This is a genomic window from Verrucosispora sp. NA02020 (assembly GCF_013364215.1).
In the GTDB taxonomy this organism is placed as follows: domain Bacteria; phylum Actinomycetota; class Actinomycetes; order Mycobacteriales; family Micromonosporaceae; genus Micromonospora.
On record NZ_CP054923.1, the window covers coordinates 5220560 to 5240340 of the forward strand.

General features: G+C 70.7%; 23 protein-coding genes. 17 read left to right on the forward strand and 6 right to left on the reverse strand.

All coding sequences use genetic code 11. The features are described from left to right. Positions 1 to 66: 66 nt before the first annotated feature. A complete protein-coding gene (gene recQ, locus HUT12_RS22760) occupies positions 67 to 1947 on the forward strand; it encodes a DNA helicase RecQ (protein WP_236145636.1) in 1881 nt (626 codons plus the stop codon). 507 nt (positions 1948 to 2454) lie between these two features. Here recQ and uvrC read toward each other — a convergent pair. Continuing rightward, a complete protein-coding gene (gene uvrC, locus HUT12_RS22765) occupies positions 2455 to 4452 on the reverse strand; it encodes an excinuclease ABC subunit UvrC (RefSeq protein WP_176094639.1) in 1998 nt (665 codons plus the stop codon). A 195-nt stretch (positions 4453 to 4647) separates the two neighbouring features. On the opposite strand from uvrC, the gene HUT12_RS22770 reads away from it, so the two are divergent. Continuing rightward, entirely contained in the window at positions 4648 to 7902 is a 3255-nt protein-coding gene (locus tag HUT12_RS22770) for a penicillin acylase family protein (protein WP_176094640.1), read from the forward strand. A 63-nt stretch (positions 7903 to 7965) separates the two neighbouring features. On the opposite strand, the gene HUT12_RS22775 is transcribed toward HUT12_RS22770, so the two are convergent. The 3 genes from HUT12_RS22775 to rsgA form a co-directional block, all read right to left on the reverse strand. Beyond that, entirely contained in the window at positions 7966 to 8451 is a 486-nt protein-coding gene (locus HUT12_RS22775) for a Rieske (2Fe-2S) protein (protein ID WP_131052183.1), read from the reverse strand. Positions 8452 to 8609: 158 nt separating this feature from the next. Beyond that, on the reverse strand, positions 8610 to 11576 hold the full coding sequence (uvrA, locus tag HUT12_RS22780; RefSeq protein ID WP_176094641.1) for an excinuclease ABC subunit UvrA: 2967 nt from the start codon (positions 11574 to 11576) through the stop codon (positions 8610 to 8612). A gap of 164 nt (positions 11577 to 11740) precedes the next feature. Then, entirely contained in the window at positions 11741 to 12766 is a 1026-nt protein-coding gene (gene rsgA, locus HUT12_RS22785) for a ribosome small subunit-dependent GTPase A (protein WP_176094642.1), read from the reverse strand. A 119-nt stretch (positions 12767 to 12885) separates the two neighbouring features. Between rsgA and HUT12_RS22790 the strand changes: the two genes are divergently transcribed. Beyond that, positions 12886 to 13602, forward strand: a complete 717-nt coding sequence (locus HUT12_RS22790) for a maleylpyruvate isomerase family mycothiol-dependent enzyme (protein ID WP_176094643.1) — start codon at positions 12886 to 12888, stop codon at positions 13600 to 13602. 7 nt (positions 13603 to 13609) lie between these two features. Beyond that, positions 13610 to 14260, forward strand: coding sequence for an MBL fold metallo-hydrolase (locus tag HUT12_RS22795; protein WP_176094644.1), 651 nt, complete (start codon positions 13610 to 13612; stop codon positions 14258 to 14260). Positions 14261 to 14272: 12 nt separating this feature from the next. Here HUT12_RS22795 and HUT12_RS22800 read toward each other — a convergent pair whose 3' ends face one another. Then, entirely contained in the window at positions 14273 to 14692 is a 420-nt protein-coding gene (locus HUT12_RS22800; protein WP_176094645.1) for a helix-turn-helix transcriptional regulator, read from the reverse strand. A gap of 206 nt (positions 14693 to 14898) precedes the next feature. Here HUT12_RS22800 and HUT12_RS22805 point away from each other — a divergent pair, with 206 nt between their 5' ends. From HUT12_RS22805 to HUT12_RS22865, 13 genes are all read left to right on the forward strand, one after another. After that, positions 14899 to 15159: a hypothetical protein gene (locus tag HUT12_RS22805; protein ID WP_176094646.1), complete on the forward strand. Its 261-nt coding sequence runs from the start codon at positions 14899 to 14901 to the stop codon at positions 15157 to 15159. Beyond that, positions 15159 to 15359 carry a hypothetical protein gene (locus HUT12_RS22810; protein WP_176094647.1) on the forward strand — a complete coding sequence of 67 codons (201 nt, stop codon included), beginning with the start codon at positions 15159 to 15161 and terminating at the stop codon, positions 15357 to 15359. The genes HUT12_RS22805 and HUT12_RS22810 overlap by 1 nt, the downstream gene beginning before the upstream one ends. Next, a complete protein-coding gene (locus HUT12_RS22815; RefSeq protein WP_176094648.1) occupies positions 15356 to 15547 on the forward strand; it encodes a hypothetical protein in 192 nt (63 codons plus the stop codon). The genes HUT12_RS22810 and HUT12_RS22815 overlap by 4 nt, the downstream gene beginning before the upstream one ends. 75 nt (positions 15548 to 15622) lie before the next feature. Further along, positions 15623 to 15916, forward strand: coding sequence for a hypothetical protein (locus tag HUT12_RS22820; protein WP_176094649.1), 294 nt, complete (start codon positions 15623 to 15625; stop codon positions 15914 to 15916). Further along, positions 15916 to 17163, forward strand: a complete 1248-nt coding sequence (locus HUT12_RS22825; protein ID WP_176094650.1) for a DNA cytosine methyltransferase — start codon at positions 15916 to 15918, stop codon at positions 17161 to 17163. The genes HUT12_RS22820 and HUT12_RS22825 overlap by 1 nt, the downstream gene beginning before the upstream one ends. After that, positions 17160 to 17357 carry a hypothetical protein gene (locus tag HUT12_RS22830; protein WP_176094651.1) on the forward strand — a complete coding sequence of 66 codons (198 nt, stop codon included), beginning with the start codon at positions 17160 to 17162 and terminating at the stop codon, positions 17355 to 17357. The genes HUT12_RS22825 and HUT12_RS22830 overlap by 4 nt, the downstream gene beginning before the upstream one ends. Beyond that, complete coding sequence (locus HUT12_RS22835) at positions 17354 to 17533, forward strand: hypothetical protein (protein WP_176094652.1); 180 nt, start codon at positions 17354 to 17356, stop codon at positions 17531 to 17533. Before HUT12_RS22830 ends, HUT12_RS22835 begins: the two co-directional genes overlap by 4 nt. After that, positions 17530 to 17901 (forward strand): hypothetical protein, encoded by a 372-nt coding sequence (locus tag HUT12_RS22840; protein WP_176094653.1) that lies wholly within the window; start codon positions 17530 to 17532, stop codon positions 17899 to 17901. Before HUT12_RS22835 ends, HUT12_RS22840 begins: the two co-directional genes overlap by 4 nt. Positions 17902 to 17923: 22 nt before the next feature. Then, positions 17924 to 18211 carry a hypothetical protein gene (locus HUT12_RS22845; protein ID WP_176094654.1) on the forward strand — a complete coding sequence of 96 codons (288 nt, stop codon included), beginning with the start codon at positions 17924 to 17926 and terminating at the stop codon, positions 18209 to 18211. Next, on the forward strand, positions 18211 to 18702 hold the full coding sequence (locus HUT12_RS22850; protein ID WP_176094655.1) for a hypothetical protein: 492 nt from the start codon (positions 18211 to 18213) through the stop codon (positions 18700 to 18702). The genes HUT12_RS22845 and HUT12_RS22850 overlap by 1 nt, the downstream gene beginning before the upstream one ends. Then, entirely contained in the window at positions 18699 to 18905 is a 207-nt protein-coding gene (locus HUT12_RS22855) for a hypothetical protein (protein ID WP_176094656.1), read from the forward strand. The genes HUT12_RS22850 and HUT12_RS22855 overlap by 4 nt, the downstream gene beginning before the upstream one ends. Next, a complete protein-coding gene (locus tag HUT12_RS22860; RefSeq protein WP_176094657.1) occupies positions 18905 to 19156 on the forward strand; it encodes a hypothetical protein in 252 nt (83 codons plus the stop codon). The genes HUT12_RS22855 and HUT12_RS22860 overlap by 1 nt, the downstream gene beginning before the upstream one ends. Then, positions 19153 to 19419 (forward strand): hypothetical protein, encoded by a 267-nt coding sequence (locus HUT12_RS22865; RefSeq protein ID WP_176094658.1) that lies wholly within the window; start codon positions 19153 to 19155, stop codon positions 19417 to 19419. Before HUT12_RS22860 ends, HUT12_RS22865 begins: the two co-directional genes overlap by 4 nt. 4 nt (positions 19420 to 19423) lie before the next feature. Here the strand turns inward: HUT12_RS22865 and HUT12_RS22870 are convergent, their stop codons facing one another. Beyond that, positions 19424 to 19672, reverse strand: a complete 249-nt coding sequence (locus HUT12_RS22870; RefSeq protein ID WP_176094659.1) for a hypothetical protein — start codon at positions 19670 to 19672, stop codon at positions 19424 to 19426. Between the last annotated feature and the right edge of the window lie 109 nt (positions 19673 to 19781).

Consider the following 19781-nt stretch of genomic DNA (forward strand, 5'->3'; position numbering starts at 1 on the left):
GTCGCGCCACGTCGGCGGGGGAACGGCGGTCCGTACCGCAGGCGGTGTGGCTCGTAGAATCCTCGGATGGTCTCCCCCGCCGACGTGAGCGTCACCGAACTGGCCACCTCCGACGCGCCCATCAGCGAAAAGGTGACAGCGACGCTCGACGTGCTGCGGCGGGTCTTCGGGTACGACGCGTTCCGCGGCTTCCAGCAGGAGGTCATCGAGCACGTGGTGGCCGGCGGGGACGCGCTGGTGCTGATGCCGACCGGCGGCGGCAAATCGCTCTGCTACCAGATTCCGGCGCTGGTCCGGGACGGTGTCGCGGTGGTGATCTCGCCGTTGATCGCGTTGATGCAGGACCAGGTCGACGCGTTGACCGCCGTCGGGGTCCGGGCCGGGTTCCTGAACTCCACGCTGGATCTGGACACCCGCCGACTGGTCGAGGCGGAGTTCGTCGCCGGGGAGATCGACCTGCTCTACCTCGCGCCGGAGGCGCTGGCCAGCCGGGCCACGCTGAGCCTGCTGGAGCGGGGCCGGATCAGCCTCTTCGCCATCGACGAGGCGCACTGCGTGTCGCAGTGGGGGCACGACTTCCGGCCGGACTACCTCAACCTGTCGATGCTGCACGAGCGCTGGCCGGGCGTACCCCGTATCGCGCTGACCGCCACCGCGACCAGTGCCACCCGCACGGAGATCGCCACCCGGCTCAACCTGACCGAGGCGCGGCACTTCGTGGCCAGCTTCGACCGGCCCAACATCCAGTACCGGATCGTGCCCAAGCGGGAGGCACGCAAGCAACTGCTCGCCCTGCTGCGCGACGAGCACCCGGGCGAGGCCGGCATCGTCTACTGCCTGTCGCGGGCCTCGGTGGAGAAGACGGCCGAGTTCCTCACCGCCAACGGCATCGACGCACTGCCATACCACGCCGGTCTGGACGCGGCGACCCGCGCCGCCAACCAGCAGCGGTTCCTGCGCGCCGACGGCGTGGTGATGGTGGCGACGATCGCCTTCGGCATGGGCATCGACAAGCCGGACGTCCGCTTCGTCGCCCACCTCGACCTGCCCAAGTCGGTGGAGGGCTACTACCAGGAGACCGGTCGCGCCGGCCGGGACGGACTGCCGTCGACCGCCTGGCTGGCGTACGGGCTCCAGGACGTCGTCCAGCAACGCAAGATGATCGACACCTCCGAGGGCGACCTGGCCCACCGACGAAACCTCGCCGCGCACCTCGACGCGATGCTGGCGCTCTGCGAGACGGTCCGCTGCCGCCGGGTGCAGTTGCTCGACTACTTCGGGCAGCGCCTGGACGGTGACTGCGGCAACTGTGACACCTGCCTGGCCCCGCCGGAGTCCTGGGACGGGACGGTCGCCGCGCAGAAGCTGCTCTCCACGGTGTTCCGGCTGGACCGGGAGCGCAACCAGCGGTTCGGTGCCGGACACTGCGTCGACATCCTGCTGGGCAAGAGCACCGACAAGATCGTCCAGCACCGGCACGACTCGCTCACCGTCTTCGGCATCGGCGACGATCTGAGCGAGGCGGAGTGGCGGGGCGTGGTACGCCAGTTGCTCGCCGAGGGCCTGCTCGCCGTCGAGGGCGACTACGGCACCCTGGCGCTCACCGACGCCAGCGCCGAGGTGCTCGGCCGTCGACGTACCGTGATGATGCGTCGGGAGCCGGCCCGGCCGGCGAAGACGGCCAAGCCCCGGGGCGCGGCCACCGTGGTCGCGGAACTGCCGGCCGAGGCCGCCGGTACGTTCGAGCGCCTGCGCGCCTGGCGCGCGACCAGTGCCAAGGAGCAGGGCGTACCCGCCTACGTCATCTTCCACGACGCCACGTTGCGGCAGATCGCCGCCGACGCCCCGTCCTCGCTGGACGAGCTGTCCCGGATCAGCGGTGTCGGCGAGAACAAGCTGGCCAAGTACGGCGAGCAGATCCTCTCGGTGCTGGCCGACCCGACCTGATCCGCCGCCCGCCCGCTGCTCGCCGCTCTTGAACGCGCCGCTGTTCACGCGCCTACTGTTCGGCAGTCGGCGGGAGCGGTGAGCCTGCCTCCCTGGCGTGCGGCAGCTTCTCCTGCCTGACCAGGTCGGCGCCTTTCGAGCTGACCCGTTCTTGCTGTCGGACGCGGGGACCGGAGGTGAACCACTCACGCCGCCGGGAGTGGTGACACGTCGGTGCACACCCTCGGAAGTGGTGACCCGTCGGTGCAGTCAGCTCGATAGTCGTGAGACCTCACCTGGCAAGGCCGACGACGACGCGCTACGGCGCCGAATCACGTCGGCAAGGTCGGGTCGTCGACCGACGCGGGCGACCAGCCTGGTGCTCGACAGGTTCGGGCGGAAACTGCCCTCGACCTCGATCACACCGAGCCGACAAGCCGACGAGGCGACGAGGCGACGAGGCGACGAGGCCCCGAGGTTGCCGCGCGGGAGTCGATGGGACGGTCGCGTCGGAGCTGACCGCGAGGATCAGTCAGTGCCGGCCTGACTGTCGGTGGCACCGAGGGCGGTGAGGATCGCCTCGGCGGTGCGGCGGCCGACGCCGGGGACCTCGGTGATCTCGTCCACGGTGGCGGCCGAGAGTCGCTTGAGCGAGCCGAAGTGGCGCAGCAGCGCCTTGCGACGGACTTCGCCGAGGCCGGGGACACTGTCCAGTGCGGAGGTGGTCATCCGCTTGGAGCGGCGCTGCCGGTGGAAGGTGATGGCGAAGCGGTGCGCCTCGTCGCGTACCCGTTGGAGCAGGTACAGCCCCTCGGAGGTGCGCGGCAGGATGACCGGGAAGTCGTCGTCGGGCAGCCAGACCTCCTCCAGCCGCTTGGCCAGGCCGCACAGCGCCACGTCGTCGATGCCCATCTCGGCCAGGGCCTGGGCGGCGGCGGCCACCTGCGGCGCGCCGCCGTCGACCACCACCAACTGCGGCGGGTACGCGAACCTGCGCGGCCGCCCGGTCGTCGGGTCGACCAACACACCCACCCCCGGCTCGTCCTCGCCCAGGTCCGCCCCGTCGCGCGTCGCCTCAGCGGAGGCGGGAAGGTCAACGGCGGACTCCGCACCCGCCTCGCCGGTCTCGGCGCGGGCGTCGAGGTAGCGGGCGAAACGGCGGCGCAGCACCTCGGACATCGCGGAGAGGTCGTCGGTGGCGCCCCGGATGATGAAGCGGCGGTACTCGCTCTTGCGGGGCAGGCCGTCCTCGAAGACGACCATGCTGGCCACCACGTCGGTGCCCTGGATCTGCGAGATGTCGAAGCACTCGATGCGCAACGGCGCGGTCCGCATGGCGAGCGCGTCACTGATCTCGTCGAGCGCTTTGCCCCGCGTGGTGAGGTCGCCGGCCCGCTTGAGCTTGTGCCGGGCCAACGCGTCCTTCGCGTTGCGCTCGACCGTCTCCATCAGGGTGCGCTTGTCGCCGCGCTGCGGCACCCGCAGGGTCACGCGGCTGCCCCGATGGTGCGAGAGCCAGTCGGCGAGGGCCTCGGCGTCGGCGGGCAGCTCCGGCACCAGCAGCTCACGGGGGACGTCGGTCTCGCCCTGCTCACCGCCGTAGACCTGAGTGCAGAAGTGGTGCACCAGGTCTCCGGTGCTGAGGTCCTCGGTCTTCTCCACCACCCAGCCGCGCTGGCCGCGTACCCGGCCGCCGCGTACGTGGAAGACCTGCACGGCGGCTTCCAGCGGGTCGTCGGCGAACGCGACCACGTCGGCGTCGGTGCCGTCGCCGAGCACCACGGTCTGCTTCTCCATCGCCCGGCGCAAGGCGGCGACGTCGTCGCGCAGCCGGGCCGCCCGCTCGAACTCCAGCGCCTCGCTGGCCTCGGTCATCTCGCGTTCCAGCTTGCGGACCATGGAGTCGGTGCGACCGGCCATGAAGTCGCAGAAGTCGTCGACGATCTCGCGGTGCCGTTCGGCGGTGACGCTGCCGACGCAGGGCGCCGAACACTTGCCGATGTACCCGAGCAGGCAGGGACGGCCCACCTGCCCGGCCCGTTTGAACACCCCGGCGGAGCAGGTCCGCGCCGGGAAGACCCGCAGCAGCAGGTCGAGGGTCTCGCGGATCGCCCAGGCGTGCGAGTACGGCCCGAAGTAGCGCACCCCCTTGCGCTTGCTGCCCCGCATCACCTGTAGCCGTGGGTACTCCTCGTCGAGGGTGACCGCCAGGTACGGGTACGACTTGTCGTCGCGGTAGCGGACGTTGAACCTCGGGTCGTACTGCTTGATCCAGAGGTATTCGAGCTGGAGCGCCTCGACCTCGGTGCCGACGGTGACCCAGTCGACCGACTCGGCGGTGGTGACCATCTGCTGGGTGCGCTGGTGCAGCCCCCACAGGTCGCCGAAGTAGGAGTTGAGCCGGCTGCGTAGGCTCCGCGCCTTGCCGACGTAGATCACCCGGCCGGTGCCGTCGTAGAAGCGGTAGACCCCCGGCGCCTCGGGGATGGTGCCCGGCGCGGGACGGTAGGTCGACGGATCAGCCACACTCCGAGACTAGTCGCCACCCCCGACAGCCCTGATCATCCCCACTCGCCCCTTTCTCCGCCCGTCCGGGGTCGGCGTACCGGGGAGTCGTGATTGATGCCTTCCAATCTCGGGCGCCGACCCCTACCATCCAGTAACCGAATGTTCTTCACGTAATGATCCCGCCCGATGGTCCCCCGTCCACAGAGGATCGCCATGCCTGCTCACCCCGCCACCCGCCGGCTGCTCGCCGGTGCGACCGCCGCCCTCGCGGTCGCCACCGCGCTCGTCGGCGTGTCCTCCCCCGCCACCGCCACCCCCGTCCCCGACGCCGGCACCCTCGCCGTGAACGTCGCCAGCGCCTTCGCCGGCAACGACTACTGCCTCGGCGAGTGCTCCGAGATCCTGCCGCCCGGCCAGAACGGCAACGCCACCCTCGTCGAGGTCCTGGGCAACCAGGCGTTCGGCACGCTTCCCCGGCACTCCGCCGACCAGCTCGACACGTACGCCAACCTGGTCTACGGCTACGCCGGGCTGCGCGAGGACCAGGTCAGCACGTTCTTCCGGGACGCCTCCTTCGGCGTCGCCCCCGGCCAGGTCGAACGCGACTACTCCCCGCGTTCCGACGTGCGGATCGTGCGCGACCGGACCAACGGTGTCCCGCACATCACCGGCACCACCCGGGGCGGCACCATGTACGGCGCCGGGTACGCCGGAGCCGAGGACCGACTCTTCACGATGGACCTGCTGCGGCACGTCGGTCGGGGCACGCTGACCCCGTTCGCCGGGGGCGCACCGGGCAACCGGGCGCTGGAGCAGAGCGTGTGGCGCACCTCCCCGTACACGGAGGCGGACCTGCAGGCCCAGGTGAACGCCTTGCGCGGCAAGGGTGGGACACGCGGCGAGCAGCTCTACGCCGACGTGCAGGAGTACGTCGCCGGGGTCAACGCCTACATCCAGACCTGCATGGCCAACCGCAACTGCCCCGGCGAGTACGTGCTGACCGGTCACCTCGACGCGATCACGAACGCCGGTGGACCGAAGCCGTTCGTGATGACCGACCTGATCGCCATCGCCGGGGTCGTCGGCGGCCTCTTCGGCGGCGGTGGCGGCACCGAAATGCAGTCGGCGCTGGTCCGCATCGCGGCCCGGGCCAAGTTCGGTCCGACCGACGGCGACCGGGTGTGGAACGCCTTCCGGGGGCAGAACGACCCGGAGACCGTGCTGACCCTGCACGACGGGCAGAGCTTCCCGTACGGTGACGCCGCGCCGAACGCGCCCAGCGTGGTGCTGCCGGACGCCGGGTCGGCCCGGGTCGAGCCGATCGTCACCGACCAGACCGGCTCCGCCACCACCGCCACGACCTCGAACCGCAGCTCGGAACTGGCCGCCGCGCTCTCCGGGCTGACCATCGACCCGGCGCACCGGGGCATGTCCAACGCGGCCGTGGTCTCCGCCGCCCACTCGGCCACCGGACATCCGATCGCCGTCTTCGGGCCGCAGACCGGCTACTTCTCCCCGCAACTGCTGATGGTGCAGGAGTTGCAGGGCCCGGGCATCAGCGCCCGGGGCGCCGCCTTCGCCGGACTCAACCTCTATGTCCTGCTCGGCCGGGGCCAGGACTACGCGTGGAGCGCCACCTCCTCGATCCACGACATCACCGACACGTACGCGATGCCGCTCTGCGTGCCCGGCGGCGGAACGCCGACGCCGGCCAGCAACCACTACCTCTTCCGGGGCCAGTGCCTGGCGATGGAGGAGCTGTCCCGGGTCAACCGGTGGACCCCGACCGTCGCCGACAGCACCGCGGCCGGGTCGTACAAGCTGGTCGCCTGGCGTACCAAGCTGGGCCTGGTGGGCTGGCGCGGCACGGTGGGCGGGGTGCCGCACGCGTTCACCCAACTGCGCTCCACCTACGGTCGTGAGGCCGACTCGGCCATCGGCTTCCAGATGTTCAACGACCCGACCCAGATGGGTTCCGCCGAGGCGTTCCTCACCTCCGCCAACAACGTCGAGTACGCCTTCAACTGGTTCTACGTCAACTCCACCCAGTCGGCGTACTTCAACTCCGGGCTCAACCCGGTGCGGGCCGCCGGCAGCAACCCGAATCTGCCGATGAAGGCCGAACGGGCCTACGAGTGGCAGGACTTCGACCCGGCGACCGGCACCGCGCGGTACGCGCCGCGCTCGGCCCACCCGCAGTCGATCAACCAGGACTACTACATCAGCTGGAACAACAAGCAGGCCAAGGACTTCGGTGCCGCCGACGGCAACTTCAGCTTCGGTGCCGTACACCGGGGTGACCTGCTGGACAAGCCGATGAAGGCGGCCATCTCGGCGGGCCGCAAGTTCGACCGGGCCTCGCTGACCGAACTGGTGCAGCGGGCCGGGCTGACCGACCTGCGCGGCGCAGAGGTGCTCGGCGAGCTGATCCGGGTGCTGGAGAGCCAGCCGGTCACCGACAGCGCCCTGGCCACCGAGATCACCCGGCTCAAGGCCTGGCGACAGGCGGGCGCGCTGCGGGTGGAGACCGCCAAGGGCTCCAAGGTGTACCAGCACGCCGAGGCGATCCGTACCTTCGACGCCTGGTGGCCGCTGCTGGTGCGGGGCATGTTCCGCGACCAGCTCGGCACGGACCTCTACCAGTCCGTGATCAACGCGATGCAGATCAACGAGTCCCCGTCCGGCCTGCAACAGGGCGACGTGTCGAACCTGCCGTCCTCGGCGAACAGCGCGCAGACCCACAAGGGCTCGGCGTTCCAGTACGGCTGGTGGGGCTACGTCGACAAGGACCTGCGGGCGGTGCTCGGTGACCCGGTCGCCGGCGACCCCGGACGGACCTTCTGCGGCGCCGGCAACCTGGGTACGTGCCGTCAGGTGCTGCTGGACACGCTGCGCACCGCGTCGACGACCCCGGCCGCCCAGACGTACCCGGGCGACGCCACCTGCGCCGCCGGTGACCAGTGGTGCGCGGACGCGATCGTCCAGTCGCCGCTGGGCGGTATCAAGCACGCCACCATCGCCTGGCAGAACCGCCCCACCTACCAGCAGGTGGTGTCGTTCCCGGCCCGACGTGGTGACGCGGTGACCAACCTGGCGACCGGCCGTCCGGTGACCGCCTCTAGCAGCCAGCTCGGCAACGGCGCCGCCCGCGCCGTCGACGGTGACCTGAACACCCGCTGGGCCAGCTCCTGGTCGGACAACCAGTGGCTGCGGGTGGACCTGGGCTCGGTGCGGCAGGTCGGCCGGGTGGCCCTGGCCTGGGAGTCCGCGTACGCCCGGTCGTATCGCATCGAGGTCTCCGACGACGGCGCGACCTGGCGGACGGTCTGGTCGACCACGGCCGGCGACGGCGGCACCGACGTGCTGACCTTCGCCCCGCAACAGGCCCGCTACGTGCGGGTGTACGGGCTCACCCGGGCCACCACGTACGGCTTCTCGCTGTGGGAGCTGTCCGCGTACGCGCAGTGACGCGGACGGGCGCGGCCGGAGGCGAGTTCGCCCCGGTCGCGCCCGTATCCGTGTGCCCCGCTGTCAGGCCAGCGAGATCTGGTCCCCGTCGACCTTGACCTCCTTGGCCGGCAGGCCGGTGGTCGCCGGCCCGGCCTTGACCGAGCCGTCCTCGATGGAGAACTTGCTGCCGTGACAGGTGCAGTTGATCGTCCCGCCGTCGACGTTCGACACCGGGCAGCCCTGGTGCGTGCAGATCGGGTCGAACCCCTTGAACTCCCCGGCGCTGGGCTGGGTGATCACCACGCCCTGCGCGGCGAAGACCGCACCGCCGCCGACCGGGATGTCGGCGGTCCTGGCCAGTGACTGCGCCCCCTCACGGTCCCCGCCGCCGGGGTCACCGGTGTTGGTGACCTGAGGTCCGCCGCTGGTCGGGGCCGCGCCGTCACCGGAGTCGTCACCGCCGCCGCACCCGGCCAGCACTACCGCCGCGCCGACCGCGCCCACGCCGGTCAGCAGGCTCCGTCGGGTACGCGTGTCCGGTCCGGCCAGCACCTGATCGTCACTCATGCCGCCTCGCTTCTCTCTTCGGCTACCACCGTGCATGATCCGTGGCTACGTCTCTCGACACGCACCACTCTGCCCGGTGGTTCACCCGATCGGCCACTCGGGCGTACCCCAACGGGTGGGCCCGACCGCCGCCACGGGCGACGGCCGGGCCTCGCGGATCAGCGGGCGGCGGCCGCCTTGCGACCGCGCGTCTTGGCCCCGGTGGCCTTCGCGGCGGTGGACTTGGCACCGTTGGCCTTGGCGGCCCGGGCGGTGGCCGCCGTCGCGCCCTTGGCCGTGCCGTCGAGCTTGAGCACGGTCCGTAGGAACTGCCCGGTGTGACTCTCGGTGACCTCGGCGACCTCCTCCGGGGTGCCGGTGGCGAGCACCGTGCCGCCCCGGTGACCGCCCTCCGGGCCCATGTCGATCAGCCAGTCGGCACTCTTGATCACGTCGAGGTTGTGCTCGATGGTGATCACCGTGTTGCCCTTGTCGACCAGCCCCTCCAGCACCAGCAGCAGCTTGCGGATGTCCTCGAAGTGCAGGCCGGTGGTGGGCTCGTCGAGCACGTACACCGTCCGCCCGGTGGACCGCTTCTGCAGCTCGGAGGCGAGCTTGACCCGCTGCGCCTCACCGCCGGAGAGGGTCGGCGCCGGCTGGCCCAGCCGGACGTAGCCCAGGCCCACGTCGACGAGCGTCTTGAGGTGCCGGTGGATGGCCGGGATGGCGGAGAAGAACTCCGCCGCCTCCTCGATCGGCATCTCCAGCACGTCGGAGACGGTCTTGCCCTTGTAGTGCACCTCCAGGGTCTCCCGGTTGTACCGGGCGCCCTTGCAGACCTCGCACGGCACGTACACGTCGGGCAGGAAGTTCATCTCGATCTTGATGGTGCCGTCACCGGAGCACGCCTCGCAGCGTCCGCCCTTGACGTTGAACGAGAACCGGCCCGGCCCGTACCCCCGGACCTTGGCCTCGGTGGTCTCGGCGAACAGCTTGCGCACGTGGTCCCAGACGCCGGTGTAGGTCGCCGGGTTCGAGCGCGGCGTCCGACCGATCGGTGACTGGTCGACCCCGACGACCTTGTCCACGTGCTCCAGCCCGCCGACGCGGGTGTGCCGGCCAGGCACCAGCCGGGCGCCGTTGATCTGGTTGGCCAGCACCGCGTAGAGGATGTCGTTGACCAGGGTCGACTTGCCCGACCCGCTGACGCCGGTGACGGCGATCAACTGGCCCAGCGGGAAGTTCACCGTGAGATTGCGCAGGTTGTGCTCGCGGGCACCGTGCACCACCAGTTCCCGACCCGGCGTCTGCGGGCGGCGCCCGGCCGGGAGCGGGATCTCCCGACGTCCGGAGAGGTACGCCCCGGTCATCGACTCCGGGTTCGTCAGCAGCTCCGGCACCGAGCCGCTGTGCACGATCTGCCCACCGTGCTCCCCCGCGCCGGGCCCGATGTCCACGATCCAGTCGGCGGTGCGGATGGTGTCCTCGTCGTGCTCGACCACGATCAGCGTGTTGCCCAGCCCGCGCAGCCGGACCAGGGTCTCGATCAGCCGGTGGTTGTCGCGCTGGTGCAGCCCGATCGACGGCTCGTCCAGCACGTAGAGCACGCCGACCAGGCCGGACCCGATCTGGGTGGCGAGCCGGATGCGCTGCGCCTCGCCACCGGAGAGGGTGCCGGCGGCCCGGTCCAGGGAGAGGTAGTCCAGACCGACGTCGAGCAGGAAGCGCAGCCGAGCGTTGATCTCCTTGAGCACCCGCTCGGCGATCAGCTTCTGCCGGTCGGTCAGCTCGATGCCGGCCAGCAGGTCGGCGCACTCGCCGACGGACAGGTTGCACACCTCGGCGATGCTGCGCCCGGCCAGCGTGACGGCGAGCACCTCGGGCTTGAGCCGGGCACCGCCGCAGGCCGCACAGGGCACGTCACGCATGTACCCCTCGTACTTGTCCCGGGACCACTCCGACTCGGTGTCGGAGTGCCGGCGCTCGATCCACTGCACCACGCCCTCGAAGCCGGTGTAGTACGAGCGCTCCCGGCCGTACTTGTTGCGGTAGCGCACGTGCACCTGGTCGTCGGAACCGTGCAGGATCGTCTTCTGCGCCCGCGACGGCAGCGCCCGCCACGGCGTGTCGACGGTGAAGTGCTCGGCCTCGCCCAGCGCCTCCAACAACCGCAGGAAGTACTCCAGGTTGTGCCCGGTCGCCCAGGGCTGGATCGCGCCCTCGCGCAGGCTGCGCTCCGGGTCCGGGACGACCAGCTCCGGGTCGACCTCCTTCTTGGTGCCCAGGCCGGTGCACTCGGGGCAGGCGCCGTACGGCGCGTTGAAGGAGAAGACCCGGGGCTCCAGGTCCTCGATCGCCAGCGGGTGGTCGTTGGGGCAGGCCAGGTGCTCGGAGTAGCGGCGTTCCCGGTCCGGGTCGTCCTCGGCCAGGTCGACGAAGTCCAGCAGCACCAGACCGCCGGAGAGCCCGAGCGCCGCCTCGACCGAGTCGGTCAGCCGCTGCTTGGCGCCGGCCTTGACGCTGAGCCGGTCGATCACCACCTCGATGGTGTGCTTCTCCTGCTTCTTGAGCTTCGGCGGGTCGGTGAGCTGGTGCACCACCCCGTCGACCCGGGCCCGGGCGTACCCCTTGGACTGGAGCTCGGCGAAGAGGTCGACGTACTCGCCCTTGCGGCCGCGCACCACCGGGGCGAGCACCATGAAACGGGTGCCCTCGGCCATCGCCAGGACCCGGTCGACGATCTGCTGCGGGCTCTGCTTGGAGATCCGCTCGCCGCAGACCGGGCAGTGCGGCACGCCGACCCGGGCGAAGAGCAGTCGCAGGTAGTCGTAGACCTCGGTGATGGTGCCGACGGTCGAGCGCGGGTTGCGCGAGGTCGACTTCTGGTCGATCGAGACCGCCGGGCTCAACCCCTCGATGAAGTCGACGTCCGGCTTGTCCATCTGGCCGAGGAACTGCCGCGCGTACGACGACAGCGACTCCACGTAGCGGCGCTGCCCCTCGGCGAAGATCGTGTCGAAGGCCAGGCTCGACTTGCCCGAGCCGGACAGCCCGGTGAACACGATCAGGGCGTCCCGGGGCAGGTCGAGACTGACGTCACGCAGGTTGTGCTCGCGTGCGCCACGAATGATCAAACGGTCGGCCACGGTCCGTGTACTCCCGGGTGAGGATGACGAAGGAAGATCTGTCCGCTTTCAGGGATGAACCCGACCTTTCGGGCAAACCCGGCTTTCTGGGCGAACCCGATTTCGGGGTACGCCCAAGCGGTTGTGCCGGCGCGGAAAAGCGCCCCGGCAACTGTAGACCCGCCCTACGACAATCTGCCCCGACGGCGGGGCCGGCGGGCGGCGCGCCGCCCGGTCTCGTGAGCGATCTCGCGGTGCAGCCGTCGCCAGTTCTCCCAGCGCCGGGCGGTCAGCTCACCTGTCCGCAGCGCATCCTGGACGGCGCACCCCGGCTCGGCCTCGTGCCCGCAGTCGCCGTAGCGGCACTCGACCGCCAGCGCGGCGATGTCGCCGAAGGCCCGGTCGAGCCCGGTCGCGCCGTCGAGCAGACCGACCGCCCGGACGCCGGGGGTGTCCACCACCGCCCCACCGCCGGGCAGCGGCACCAACGCCCGCCAGGTGGTGGTGTGCCGGCCCTTGCCGTCCACCCGCCGGATCGCCTGGGTGGGCATCACCGTCGCCCCGGCCAGCGCGTTGACCAGGCTCGACTTGCCCGCACCGGAAGGTCCCAGCAGACCGAGGGTGCGGCCGGGGCCGACCTCGGCGCGCAGCGGGTCCAGCCCGGTGCCGCGCTCGGCGCTGACCGGCAGCACCGGCACGCCGGGAGCCAGCGCCGCGAGCTGCCGCGCCACCGCGACCGGGTCGGCCGCCAGGTCGGTCTTGGTCAGCACCACCAGCGGACGGGCGCCGGACTCGTGGGCCAGCGCCAGCAGCCGCTCGACGCGGGCGGCGTCGGGCGCCGGGTGCACCGCCTCCACCACGGCCGCCACGTCCAGGTTGGCGGCGAGCAGGTGACCGGCGGCGTCCTTGCCGGCGGTGCGCCGCACCAACGCGGTACGCCGGGGCAGCACCGCCTCCACGGTGATCCGGGCGTCGGGCCAGCGCCCGAGCAGCACCCAGTCCCCCACGCCGGGCAGCCGGGTGGGGTCACCCGCGGCGGCGACCAGCACCGCCCCGCCCGAGGTGGCACGCACCGGCCCCACCTCGGTCAGCACGGTGCAGACCCCACGGTCGACCCGGGCCACCCGACCCGGACGGTGATCGGTACGGATACGTCGCAGATGCGCCGCCCGCTCGGCGTCCCAGCCCAGGGCGGTCAACGTGATGCTCATGCTCGACGCCACCTCCTCCACTCCGGCGCCGCGACCACCGCAGACGGTAGGCCCGGCGGCGCCCGGCCGGAAGTGAATTCCCCGGCGACGCGGCACGCCCGGAGGGCTAGGGTCGGAACGTGCCGACAGACCCCCTTCTCCTCACCGGTGACGTGACCGACGCCACCGCCCGGCTGGTGCGTACGGCTGCCGGTTTCGACGCCACCGACCTGGCCGCGCCGTCGCTGCTGCCCGGCTGGACACGCGGCCACGTCCTGGCCCACCTGTGTCGCAACGCCGACGGTTTCGCCAACCTGCTCACCTCGGCACGCACCGGCGAGCAGATCCCGATGTACGCCAGCGCGCAGGCCCGCGACGCCGACATCGAGGCCGGCGCGCCCCGCCCGCCCGAGGAGCACCTGGACGACCTGCGTCGCAGCGCGGACCGGTTCGCCGAGGCGGTGGCGGCGATGCCGGTGTCGGCCTGGGCGGCCACCGTCGAGACCCGACGGGGTCCCTGGCCGGCCGCGCTACTGGTCTGGGGACGGCTCCGGGAGCTGGAGATCCACCACGTCGACCTGGCCGCCGCTTACCGGCCGCAGGACTGGTCGCCGAGCTTCGGCCACCGGCTGCTGCACGAGGTGGCCACCGGCTTCGGCGACCGCGACGACGCGCCATCGATGGTGCTGCGCTTCGACGGCGCCGGCCACGAACTGGTGGTGGGCGAGCGCGCGGGGGCGCCCGTCGTCACCGGTCCGGCAGCGGAACTCGCCGCCTGGCTCACCGGCCGCAGCACCGGCACCGCCCTGACCGTCAGCCCCGACGGTGACCTGCCCCGCCCACCGGAATGGATCTAGGAAGACGATGACCTACAGCGGAGATGTCACCCCCGGCGGCCCGCCGGCCGTACGCGAACTCGACGCCCTGACCATCACCAAGGTGTCGGTCGGCCCGATGGACAACAACGCGTACCTGCTGCGCTGTCGGCACACCGGCGAACAGGTGCTGATCGACGCCGCCAACGAAGCGCCCCGACTGCTGGAGCTGGTCGGTGACGGCGGGCTGCGCACCGTGGTCACCACCCACCAGCACATGGACCACTGGGTGGGGCTGGAGGAGGTCGTCGCCAAGACCGGGGCCCGCGCGCTGGTGCACGCCGACGACGCGGAGGGGCTGCCGATCGAGGCGCAGACCCTCGCCGACGGGGACACCGTGCCCGTGGGTGACTGCACGCTGGAGGTCATCCACATCAAGGGGCACACCCCGGGTTCGGTGGCGCTGCTCTACCGCGACCCGGCCGGCACCCCGCACCTCTTCACCGGCGACAGTCTCTTTCCTGGGGGTCCTGGGAGGACAACAGATCCTGAGTCGTTTCGGCAGGTGATGGACGACTTGGAGGGGAAGGTTTTCGGACGCCTTCCGGATGACACGTGGTTCTATCCGGGGCATGGCGCTGACTCGACCCTGGGTGCGGAGCGTCCGCACCTGGGCGAGTGGAGGGCGCGCGGCTGGTAGGCCCGGCGTGATCTAGGAGGCGGCCCGGTTCCCCGTGGTGGGGCCGGGCTGCGTGCTGTGCAGATACCGCAGGTAGCTGAGGGCTGCCTGCTTGGTGGCGTCCGGCATGTCGGGGTCTTCGAGGATGCTGACGGCTTCCTCGACGGTGGGGTCTTGCCGGCGTGGCGGGGGCGGTAGGTGCTCGACGTCGGCGGGCGCGAGGTAGCCGAGGGCCACGCCAGCCGTGACGGTCGAGAGGCCGAGGACGCGGCACACGGCTTGTACCTGTTCCGGTTTCGGGTTGGTGACTTGGCCGCGTTCCCATCGGCTGATTGTTTCGAGTGATACGCCGGATCGGTCGGCCACGTCTTCTTGTCGAAGACCGACCCTGACTCGGTATTCGCGGAGTAGTCGCGAGAACCTGTTTCCGCTGTCGTTTTGTTCTGCCGCCACGGGGTCACGATAGGCGTGGTTGGCGTTTCTCTCACTGATGGTGTCTGCCGTTCGGCATACGTCATTCATGCCGTGCAGCCCCCGTTTCTGTTGCGCGGCCTGGGGTTTCTCCCTGTCATCATGCCGTCACTCATCGATAGATACAACTGGACGGCACGCCCGGCGAACCCTTGTACGGCACACGTCTTATATGCCATGCTCACGTCATGCATGACGTATCCCCGGTTCGGCTACACGGCATCCCCGCCGTCTCACCGACCATCCGATGGCAGCGGGTCAAGACCGCCCTCGGCGTCAGCACCAACGCTGAGGTAGCCGAACGAACCGGCATCCCCCTGCGCACCCTCGACCGGCTGTTCATCAACCCCGACTCAAGTCTGCTGCGCAACGCCCGCCGGCTGTCGGCACTCACCGGCATCGGCATGGACGAGCTGTTTCCCGCCGACGACTTGGCGGAGGCCGCCTGATGGCCCACTACCGACTCGACGACCCGGCACTGCAAGCCGAACTGGACCGTCTTGCCGCCGAAGAGGCCGCCGCGTGGCCGGTCACCGACGAGACGCTGGCCGCGCTGGCGCGGATCCTGCCGACCGCCAACGCGATGGCCGACCGGCGCAATGCCGCCATCGCGCCCGCCATCCCCGCCCAGCGGAGGCGTGCCGCGTGAACACCACCCCGCGTGTGATCACCCGCCCGGCTGGCACGGCCATCGAACTACTCACGATGCCTGGCTTCACCGTCGACCGGGTCGGCGACTGGATGCCCACGATCGCCGCCGATGAGGCGGAAGCGCTGCGGCTGCTCGATGAGCGGGAGCGGGCGCTGCGCCTCAAGCAGTCCACGCACACCACCTGACATGGCTGGACGCCCACCGGATGCGACCCGGCAGGCGTCCTGAAAGCCACCACCGAATCCGACCTAGACGAAGGGGTGTCGAATCCGATGACTTTTCGAGTACACCACATCAGCCGTTCGGCTGACACCGCACCCTCTGTTGCGCTGCCGTCGCCGTCCGACGACGCCGCCTGGACCGCCGAGACGGTTGCGATCATCGCCGGGGTTCCGATGCCGCCGCACACGATGATTCACACCCGGCCGCAGGCTGGCTGCCCGCTGTGCCCGCCGACCGCCTGCCCGTGCGGCCGGTTCGACTGCCCGGACGTGTTCGAGCACCGCCGTAGTTTCGCGGGGTCGGAGACGACGTGGCGCGAGGTGGCCGCCTGATGCCGACCATGGCCGAACTGTGCGCGGGCGGCGGACTCCTCACCCGCGCCCTCGAAGAGACGTTCGGGGTGACGTCGAAGTGGCATGCCGAGTCGGATCCGGCCGCGTCGAAGGTGCTGGAACGGCGCTGGCCGGGTGTGCCGAATTTCGGCGACGTCACCCGCATCGCCTGGTCGACCATCGGCCTCGTCGACCTCCTGGCGGCCGGTTTTCCCTGCCAGCCGTTCAGCTCCTCCGGCAAGCGGGGGGGGTCCACCGATGAGAGGCACCTGTGGCCGACCGGTGTGCTGCCCGGGATCGAGGCACTGATGCCGCCCGTGCTCGTGTTGGAGAACGTGCCGAACCTGCTGCGCATCGAGCGCGGCGAGGTGTTCGGTGTCATCCTCGCCGACTTGGATCGGCTCGGGTACACGGTGGCCTGGACGGTGGTGGGTGCCTGCAAGATGGGCGCCTGCCACCACCGGCACCGCCTGTTCATGCTGGCCGTTCGTTCGCCGGGCGTGTCGGTGCCGTCGCAGGAGCCGACGGCTGAGCGTGCCGGGGATGTGTGGCTGCCGGTGCAGCGGGTGCTGTTCGGTGACGTCCAGGCGGTGCGGTGGCCGGCGTCGGGCGTGTCGCGCGCCGGGGTTATGTGGCCGCTTCCGGTGGAGACGTGCGGCGAGGGCGGCATTCTGCTGCCGACCCCGAGGACGAGCGACACCAATGGGGCCGGAGCGCACGGTGACGGCGGACTGGACCTGCGAACCGTGGTGTCGATGCTGCCGACTCCCCGCGCTTCGGACACGGGCACGCCGGGACGTCGGGCGTCAGAGGGTTTCCGGCCGCCGCTGTCGCAGGTGATTCTGCCGATGTTCCCAACCCCCACGGCCCGCGACGCGGGCCGTGGGGCAGGGCGACCGTTTGCCGAGGGCCGCCCCCTGTCGGAGGTGGTGGCGTTGGTGCCGCCCGGCCAGTTCGGTAAGTACGAGCCTGCTGTACGCCGCCAGGAGGTCGCGTTCGGCCTGACCGTGCCAGCGCCGACGGAGCCGGGCCGTGCCGGTAAGCCGCGCCTGGCCGCCGCGTTCCCCGAGTGGATGATGGCCGCCCCGCGCGGCTTCTTGACCGATGTGGTGTCGCGTAACGAGGCGCTGCGGATCGCCGGGAACGGCGTGTTCGGGCCGGTGGTCGGTCACGCGTTGTCGTCGCTGCCGACGTTCGGGCCTGCGGTGGCGTTGCTGTCGCGCCAGCATTTGGGGGTGGCGGCGTGAGTGCCTTCAACCCGGACGCGGTGCCGACGTTTCCCGAGGCTGAGACGCGGGACAGCCGTGAGGAGTGGGAGCGGTTGGAGCGCCGCCGCTTCCGCCTGTTCTTCGCCGTGGTCGCGTCGGTCGCTGTCGTGGTGGTGGCTGCTGGCGTGTGGGCGATCTCCAACGGCCACGTTCCGTGGGTTGGTGTGCGGTGAGCGGCCGGGTGTTGCGTCTCGCCCCCACCTCGCCGGGTGGGCGTGTGCGGGAGGTGCCGATCGGGCCGGGCCAACTGCGGGACGCGGAACGGCTGCTGGTTCGGTTGTCGCGGTTGGAGTCGGTGCGGTCTGGTGACCGGACTGCCGAGATCGTGTGCATGGGCGGCGAGCGGTGACGCGCCGTCGCGCCGCCACCCTGCTTGCCGCCTCGTTCTCGGTGGGTGTCCTGTTCGGTGTGGCCGGCTGGTGGCTTGGCGCCGCGTTCGCTGGCATGGCGGCGTCGTGGGTTATCGGCCGCGCGACCGGCCACCGTCTGCTGGTTGACGCCGAGGGCCGTGCCGCTCTTTGGCGCGGTGAGGCTGCCCGCGCTGAGGCCGAAGCGGACGGGCTGCGCGATGAGTTGACGTACCGCTGGGTCGACGCCCATGAGGGCCGTTTCGTGGATGACGCCCGTCTGCGCCCGGACTGGTCCTCGCTGGACCGCAATTCCTCTTCCTCGCCTGGCGCCGCCTCACCTGTGCGTCCGGCCACCACCACTGCTTAACCCGTCCTGAGGGGAGTTCCGCATGGCTTCGTACTACTCGCGGATGCGACGCATCTTGCATAACGCAACCGGACACTTCACGCAGAGTGAGAACACGCCGGTTCAGGTGGCCCCCGCGCCGACCGTCACCGGCCGCGCCACCCCCATGCCCGGCAGTCTCGTTCGGGCCTCCGACGTGTACGCGGACCTCACCCAGTGGCTGCCGACGCCTGGTGCCCCGGCCGCCAACACGCGCCCGTACACGGGGCGACGCAACGTGTCCGACGTGAACCGGATGCCGCGAACACTCACACGGCAGCGGGTGTCCTGATGGCCGAGCGCATCTTCCTCTACACCTACATTGCCGTGATCGCGGTCGTCGTCGTCACGATGGTCGGCCTGCTCATCAAGTGGTCGCGGGAAGAGTGGCAGGCGGCCCGCCTCGACAGTGCGCGTGTCGAATCCGAGTTCGGTCCGCTGCTGGCCCGTGTTCGTGCCGCCGCCGACGGGTGGGTTTCCGCCGTACCGGGTGCCGACCGGTACATGGCTCGTGGACGTCACCGCGCCTCCCGGCCCAGCTCGACGCCGGAGGGTGAGCCGGATCGTCTGGTGGCGTCGGCTCCCGTCGTGCTGTCCGACCACAAGCCGGCCGTCGACGAGGTGTTCGCTCAGGTCGGCTACCCGGCCGCCGGGCGGGCCTCGCTGCCGCTGCCGTTCGACCAGCAGGTGCGGGACCGCAACGACGCCCTGCACGCACTGCACGAAGGGCTGCGGTTCGAGAACACCACGGTGCTGCCGGCGATGCGTGAGGCGGCGTCGTGAACCGCCTGTCGCGTCTGCTTGCCGCCTACTTCCCCACCTTGTCTGGCCGGGTGGATGCGGCCCTGCGGATTCGCGCCCTTGAGGCGCAGGTGCGGCGGCTGGCCGCAGCCAATGCGGTGCTGCAAGGCCAGGCCGATCAGCTTGCCCGGATTCGGCGGACTGCCCGGATCCGTTTCAACGACAGAACCCGAGGTGCGTCCTGATGCATGACCTGTACATCGTGTTGTCTCCTGCCGCTGTGATGGCCGGGTTTCTTGGCCTGATCGTCCTGGTGGCGGTGGTGTTCATCGCCGGCGCGTTGGCGATGCGCCCGGACCGGCCGTCCCCGCCGTCGTGTGAGTCGGTGGAGTGCGCGGAGACGGTGGAGCTGCCGTCGAAGGATCGGCGGATCGTGATGGCGATTCCGGCCCCGCGCCGTCCGGTGGACGGGCCGACGAAGGTGCTGCCCCGGTGAACGAGTTTCAGTGGGCCGATCCGGGTTGGGTCGGCTACGGGGTGGGGCTGCTGCTGTTTGCCGCCGGCGCGGTGTGGTTGTGGCTGCGATTCAGCCGCCGTCGCGCCTACCGGGAGTTGGTGGCCGAGGTGGGGCCGGTGCGTGCCGCGTATCGGGTGCCGCAAGGCAAGTGGCATCCGTGTACGGGTGAGCCGATGCCGGAGCCGCAGTACGCGGTGGGACGGGCGTCGGTGGTGCCGAGGCAGCGGCAGGTGGGCCGGTGAGCGGTCACATGTCGGTCGGTTCGCCGAGGGCTTCCCTGGCGCGGCGGTACCAGTCGATCGGGACGATCACGACGCCGACGCGGCTGTGCTTCGACACGGGGCTGTGTTCGTCCAGCTCGCCTGCCGCGCCTGCGTCGATAAGCCGCCCGAGGTCTTTGCGGGCGTCTTCGACGGTGCGTCGTTTGATGGTCGCCACGGCCGGATCGTACAGGTCTTCGTGCGGACTTCCTGAGGTCCGCTGCATGTCGTCCATGACTCCTCCGAAATTCCTTAGGAACTACCTAGAAAGTCCTGAGGAATGAGGGTAGAGTGGTGGCTGTCGGAGGTCAACCAGACCTCACAGGCGCAGCAGCTCGGCACTA

What these genes read in the sequence shown, in the direction of transcription:
- HUT12_RS22845 (WP_176094654.1), top strand. Translation starts at nt 17,924, where the DNA reads ATGGCTTCGTACTACTCGCGGATGCGACGCATCTTGCATAACGCAACC.
- HUT12_RS22860 (WP_176094657.1), top strand. Translation starts at nt 18,905, where the DNA reads ATGCATGACCTGTACATCGTGTTGTCTCCTGCCGCTGTGATGGCCGGG.
- HUT12_RS22870 (WP_176094659.1), bottom strand. Translation starts at nt 19,672, where the DNA reads ATGGACGACATGCAGCGGACCTCAGGAAGTCCGCACGAAGACCTGTAC.
- HUT12_RS22810 (WP_176094647.1), top strand. Translation starts at nt 15,159, where the DNA reads ATGGCCCACTACCGACTCGACGACCCGGCACTGCAAGCCGAACTGGAC.
- recQ (WP_236145636.1), top strand. Translation starts at nt 67, where the DNA reads ATGGTCTCCCCCGCCGACGTGAGCGTCACCGAACTGGCCACCTCCGAC.
- HUT12_RS22795 (WP_176094644.1), top strand. Translation starts at nt 13,610, where the DNA reads ATGACCTACAGCGGAGATGTCACCCCCGGCGGCCCGCCGGCCGTACGC.
- HUT12_RS22770 (WP_176094640.1), top strand. Translation starts at nt 4,648, where the DNA reads ATGCCTGCTCACCCCGCCACCCGCCGGCTGCTCGCCGGTGCGACCGCC.
- HUT12_RS22805 (WP_176094646.1), top strand. Translation starts at nt 14,899, where the DNA reads ATGCATGACGTATCCCCGGTTCGGCTACACGGCATCCCCGCCGTCTCA.
- rsgA (WP_176094642.1), bottom strand. Translation starts at nt 12,766, where the DNA reads ATGAGCATCACGTTGACCGCCCTGGGCTGGGACGCCGAGCGGGCGGCG.
- HUT12_RS22850 (WP_176094655.1), top strand. Translation starts at nt 18,211, where the DNA reads ATGGCCGAGCGCATCTTCCTCTACACCTACATTGCCGTGATCGCGGTC.
- HUT12_RS22825 (WP_176094650.1), top strand. Translation starts at nt 15,916, where the DNA reads ATGCCGACCATGGCCGAACTGTGCGCGGGCGGCGGACTCCTCACCCGC.
- HUT12_RS22775 (WP_131052183.1), bottom strand. Translation starts at nt 8,451, where the DNA reads ATGAGTGACGATCAGGTGCTGGCCGGACCGGACACGCGTACCCGACGG.